At 71.5% G+C, this 4,708-nt stretch carries 5 protein-coding genes; 2 read left to right on the top strand and 3 right to left on the bottom strand.

The genetic code is table 11. The features are described from left to right. Window positions 1-832: aldo/keto reductase (locus ACFV0Q_RS34190; RefSeq protein ID WP_385010804.1), on the top strand; the 832-nt coding region annotated here is incomplete at its 5' end. Between the two features lie 75 nt (window positions 833-907). Here the strand turns inward: ACFV0Q_RS34190 and ACFV0Q_RS34195 are convergent. Together ACFV0Q_RS34195 and ACFV0Q_RS34200 are read right to left on the bottom strand one after the other, a co-directional pair. Beyond that, a complete protein-coding gene (locus ACFV0Q_RS34195; RefSeq protein WP_385010805.1) occupies window positions 908-1,039 on the bottom strand; it encodes a hypothetical protein in 132 nt (43 codons plus the stop codon). Between the two features lie 271 nt (window positions 1,040-1,310). After that, window positions 1,311-1,853, bottom strand: a complete 543-nt coding sequence (locus ACFV0Q_RS34200) for a MarR family winged helix-turn-helix transcriptional regulator (RefSeq protein WP_385010807.1) — start codon at window positions 1,851-1,853, stop codon at window positions 1,311-1,313. Between the two features lie 183 nt (window positions 1,854-2,036). On the opposite strand from ACFV0Q_RS34200, the gene ACFV0Q_RS34205 reads away from it, so the two are divergent. Next, the gene (locus ACFV0Q_RS34205; RefSeq protein WP_385010809.1) at window positions 2,037-3,101 is read left to right on the top strand and encodes an alkene reductase; all 1,065 of its coding nucleotides are present in this window, start codon (window positions 2,037-2,039) and stop codon (window positions 3,099-3,101) included. 656 nt (window positions 3,102-3,757) lie between these two features. Here ACFV0Q_RS34205 and ACFV0Q_RS34210 read toward each other — a convergent pair. After that, complete coding sequence (locus tag ACFV0Q_RS34210) at window positions 3,758-4,540, bottom strand: MerR family transcriptional regulator (RefSeq protein WP_385010811.1); 783 nt, start codon at window positions 4,538-4,540, stop codon at window positions 3,758-3,760. Window positions 4,541-4,708 lie beyond the last annotated feature (168 nt).

Genomic DNA, 4,708 nt, shown 5'->3' on the forward strand with positions numbered 1-4,708 from the left:
GGTCCGCGACCGGGTGGTGCTGGCCACCAAGTTCGGCGGCACCATGAACCCTGCGGACCCGAACGCGGGCGGTGCCGGGCGCAAGGCGGTCCTCGCGCAGCTGGACGCGTCGCTGCGGCGTCTGGGCACCGACTACGTGGACGTGTACTGGAAGCACATGTGGGACCGGCACACTCCCTTGGAGGAGACGCTGTCGACCCTGAACGACCTGGTCCGTGCGGGCAAGGTCCGTGCCATCGGGCTGTCGAACACGCCCGCCTGGTGGGTGGCCCAGGCCGCGACGACCGCCCGGCTGCGGGGCTGGGAATGCGTGGCCGCGCTCCAGGTCGAGTACTCGTTGCTGGCGCGTACGGCGGAGGGCGAGCAGTTCGGCGCCGCCCGCGCGTTCGGGCTGGGCATCACCCCCTGGAGCCCGCTCGCCTCCGGAGTGCTGTCGGGAAAGTACTCCCGCACCCGCACCACCGACCCGGACTCCGGACGGACCGGCTACACCGCTCCGATGCTGACCGAGGACACGTTCGCGGTACTGGATGTGCTGGAGCGGATCGCGCACGACCTGGGTACGACGGTCGCCGCGGTGGCCCTGGCATGGGTACGCCAACAGCAGCCGGTCACCTCGGTGCTGGTCGGAGCCCGGACCCTCGACCAGCTGGAGAACAACCTGGCATCGGCAGGCGTGACCCTGGACCCGTCCCAACTCGCCGAGTTGAGCGCTCTGACCGTGCCGGAACTCAACTATCCGCATCCGTTCACGGAAGGAGTGGGCATCGGCTTCCAACAAGGTGACACCACGGTCAACGGTGTCACGTCGACGGCGTTCCGGCGGGCCTGAGCCGACGACCCGCAAGCCGTCTGCGGTCGCCGGGCTCCCGGAAGGCTCCGGACCTCCAGGTCAGGCACCGGCAGCTCACGAGACGGCGACCGGGCCGGTGACCGGGCCGGTGACCGGCATGGCGGCCAGGCCGCGCACGGGCGAGGCCCAGAGGACGTCTGCCGGCACGAGGAGCAGCAGCGTGCCGGTCAGCAGCAGGGCCCGCACATCCGGTACGGAGGCGAGGGCGCCGGCGGCCAGTGCGGCGAAGGGACGGCTGCCGGCGGCGAGCCAGGGACGTGCGCGGCCTGCTCCTCGGTGGTGGAGCCGATCGCCGGACAGGGGAACCGGGGGCCTGGCCGACGCTGTCGAGCCGCAGCATGACGGCGTACGTCCCCTGTGTCCAGCGCATCGGCGCATCCCGCCGACGCCTCCACGGTCCGCTCCACCAGGTGCTGCCCGAAGGTGGTCACGGGGCCTCCGGTGCCGCGCGCCCGGCTCAGGAGCAGACGTCCGGCCCCTTGGGATCGGCGCCGCACTCCGCCCCGCCGCCCCGGGTGAGCTCCGTCCACAACGTGGCCTCGACCTTGCCCAGCAGGCGGGCCAGTTCGGCGCATTCGGTGGCGTCCAGGCCTTCCAGGGTCTGGCGTTCCAGCTCGCCCCATGCCTTGCGGACCTCGACCAGGAGCCCGCAGCTGGTCTCCGTCGCCTCCACCAGGGAAGCCCGCCGGTCGGACGGGTCGGGGCAGCGCCGTACGTGGCCGGCGTGCTCCAAGCGCTGCAGCATCTTCGTCACCGTGGAGGGGTCGAGGCCGACCGCCTTGATCAGCTCGGACTGGCGGACCGCCCCGCTGTCCCAGAGGTGCATCATCAGGAATTCCTGCCCCGGGTGGAGCCCCAGATCGCGCAGGACCCGGCCCGCAGCTATCCGGTGGAGACGGGAGACCCGGCTGATCGCATGGCTCACCGGCCCGTCCAGCGCGGAGCGGGGCGCCGCGCAGCCCGGGGTGGTGCGCGGCTCCTGGACGGGTTCCGCAGTCATCGGGGCGCGCCTCCTGGGCATGGGTCCGGCGGATCGGGGCGACGAGCGCGGCTGCTGAGGGCCGCCCGGCCGCTGTCAGGTCAAGCCTACCCGTCGACCGCCATTAGATTGGTCGGCCAAGTAATGGGGTACGGTGGAGCTGCACCTAATCATTGGCCGACCAATTAACTCTGTGAGGCGAACATGACCAGCGCTTTCGAACCGGTCCGCATCCCCGGCACGACCCTCTCCAACCGGATCACCCTGGCGCCGATGACCCGCAGCCGGGCGGGCGAGGGCGGCGTCGCGAACGCCCTCATGGCCACGTACTACACCCAGCGCGCCTCAGCGGGACTGATCATCACCGAGGGCATCCAGCCCTCCGCCACCGGACAGGGCTACCCCTTCACCCCCGGCCTGCACAGTGCCGAGCAGGTCGCGGCCTGGCGCGTGGTCACCGACTCCGTGCACGCGGGCGGTGGCCGGATCTTCGCCCAGCTGATGCACTCCGGCCGGATCGGCCACCCTTCGCTGCTGCCCGACGGTCTCGTCCCCGTGGCCCCGTCGGCGGTGGCCGCACACGGACAGCTGTTCACCGGTGACGGCATGAAGGACTTCGTGACGCCGCACGAGCTGACCGGACCCGAGGTCCGGCAGACCATCGCGGACTACGCGCAGGCCGCCCGCAACGCGGTGGAGGCCGGGTTCGACGGGGTGGAGCTGCACGGGGCCAACGGCTACCTGATCCACCAGTTCCTTGCCCCGGGCTCGAACCTGCGCACCGACGAGTGGGGCGGCCCGGTGGAGAACCGGATCCGCTTCGCGGTGGAGGTGGTCAAGGCGGTGGCCGCGGCGATCGGCGCCGAGCGGACCGCCCTGCGCGTCTCGCCCGGGAACACGTACAACGACATCTCCGAGCCCGACCCCCAGCCCGCCTACGAGGCGCTCGTCAAGGAGATCGACGGGCTCGGCCTGGCCTACCTCCACGTCATGGAGAGCGGCCCCGAGGCCCGGGAGACCACCCTCGCACTGCGCAAGCAGTTCTCCGGGCCGCTCGTGCTGAACCCCGCGACCGAGGGCCCCACCGACCACCGCGCCCTGACCCTGATCGAGGACGGCACCGCCGACCTCGTCGCCTTCGGCGCCCTCTTCCTTGCCAACCCCGACCTGCCCGAGCGCCTTCGTACCGAGGGCCCGTACAACACTCCGGACCCGTCCACCTTCTTCGGGGGCGACGACCGCGGCTACACGGACTACCCGACCCGCTGACCGGGAGCCGCGGTCACTCCGCCGGGGCGGGGGGCAGGAGCCCGGCATACGCCGGAAGGGCGGCCGGCCCGATGGGCGGCCGTCCGCCGCCACCCGTGGGCACCTGCCCCCTCCCCCTCCGGGCAAGTGCCCACCCGGTCGTCGGCACCTGGGAAGTTCACCCTCACCGCGTCGGGAAGCCCCATCAGCCGATTCGGATGATCACCGCTTACGCCGTCGCAACTGCGCGCGATCAAGTCGAGGCCATCGACGAAGAGGTACGTGTGTACGGCGCTGCAAGTGGGTGGCCCAGGGCAGGCGGTAGTCAGCAGCGTGCTGACCGAGTCATGCCCTTGGCGATCGGGGAGGCTGGCGCGCACCAGGCGCGGGGACTTACGCGGCATCCGACCTTCGCGACATCACGGAGCCGATAGTAGGTGCCCAGGAGACCGTCTCGCCTTCCATTCCCGGCCACAGATCACGCTCCGCTGTCTTCCCGTCCTACCAGGCGGCTCTGCCCGACCACGGGGTCGGGCTCACCCTGGCTCCCCATCGACGGCGCGCCGACTTGCGGTGGGGCGCCACGGAGCAGGGGCGGCCCGATGACCGGCCCGGGGCCGGACACGGTGGGGCATGGTGGGCGTCCCGACGCAGCATCGGTTCTGCTGGGCGGCCCGTCACTGATGCGGGATGCCGATGCCGATGCCGACTGCGCGCAGGTTCGCCTCGACCAGCGTGTTCAACCGGGCGATGGACGGCTCCTGGTCCTCCCGGTGGTGGTTGACCAGTCCGTACCGGGCGGAGGCGTCGGACTGGTTCTGAAACCCGGCCGGCATCGCCAGCAGCGCGCGGTTGGCGAGCAACTTGTCGGCCAGCGCGGACGCCAGCTCCTCGATCCGCGGGTCGTCGGGATCCCAGGACGCCGCATCCAAGCCGCGCTTGGTCAGCTCGACGAACTCGGGATCGTCGAGCCCGTGTTCAAGCCTGGTCAGGAAGGTGTCGAAGACCTCCGGGACCAGCGCCCGGGCCAGCACCAGTGCCTCCCGTTGAGCGGCGACGTAGCCGGGGTCGAAGCCGAGACCAGCGAGTCGGTCCAGGACCGTGCAGGCCCGGTCGGGCAGCAGGGCGCGGTCGCCGTGGGCGAGCCGGTGCAGCGTGTCGCGTCGCGCGATCAGGTCCTCGACCTGTTCGGTGAGCCGGCGATGGACGTCGTCGAGGGCGGCGGCGAACCGCTCGGGATCCGCGTCGAGCAGTTCACCGATCTCGGCCAGCGGCACGCCGGCTCCGGCCAAGGTCCGGACCTGGACCAGCCGGAGGAGGTCGGCCGACCCGTAGCGCCGGTAGCCGGAACCATCACGTTCCGGCTCGGCGACCAGGCCGAGCCGGTGATAGTGCCGCACGGTCTTGATCGTGACGCCGACGAACGCCGCTGCCTGACCGATCGTGAGCCCGTCTGCCATCGTCTCAACGCACCTTCAGATCGTGGGCGGCTGCGGTCCCGCCACCCGTGTCGGCGGCAACGGCGACGGCACGGAAGTCCTTCGGCGGGATCGAGCGGTGGCCGCAGGCGACCTTCGCGCTCACTTTGGGGCAGGAGTTGCGGGCGATCACAAGGGTGAGGGTAACCC

Origin of the sequence: Streptomyces sp. NPDC059564 (assembly GCF_042735575.1) — a bacterium.
Taxonomy (GTDB): domain Bacteria; phylum Actinomycetota; class Actinomycetes; order Streptomycetales; family Streptomycetaceae; genus Streptomyces.

What these genes read in the sequence shown, in the direction of transcription:
- ACFV0Q_RS34200 (WP_385010807.1), bottom strand. Translation starts at nt 1,853, where the DNA reads ATGACTGCGGAACCCGTCCAGGAGCCGCGCACCACCCCGGGCTGCGCG.
- ACFV0Q_RS34205 (WP_385010809.1), top strand. Translation starts at nt 2,037, where the DNA reads ATGACCAGCGCTTTCGAACCGGTCCGCATCCCCGGCACGACCCTCTCC.
- ACFV0Q_RS34210 (WP_385010811.1), bottom strand. Translation starts at nt 4,540, where the DNA reads ATGGCAGACGGGCTCACGATCGGTCAGGCAGCGGCGTTCGTCGGCGTC.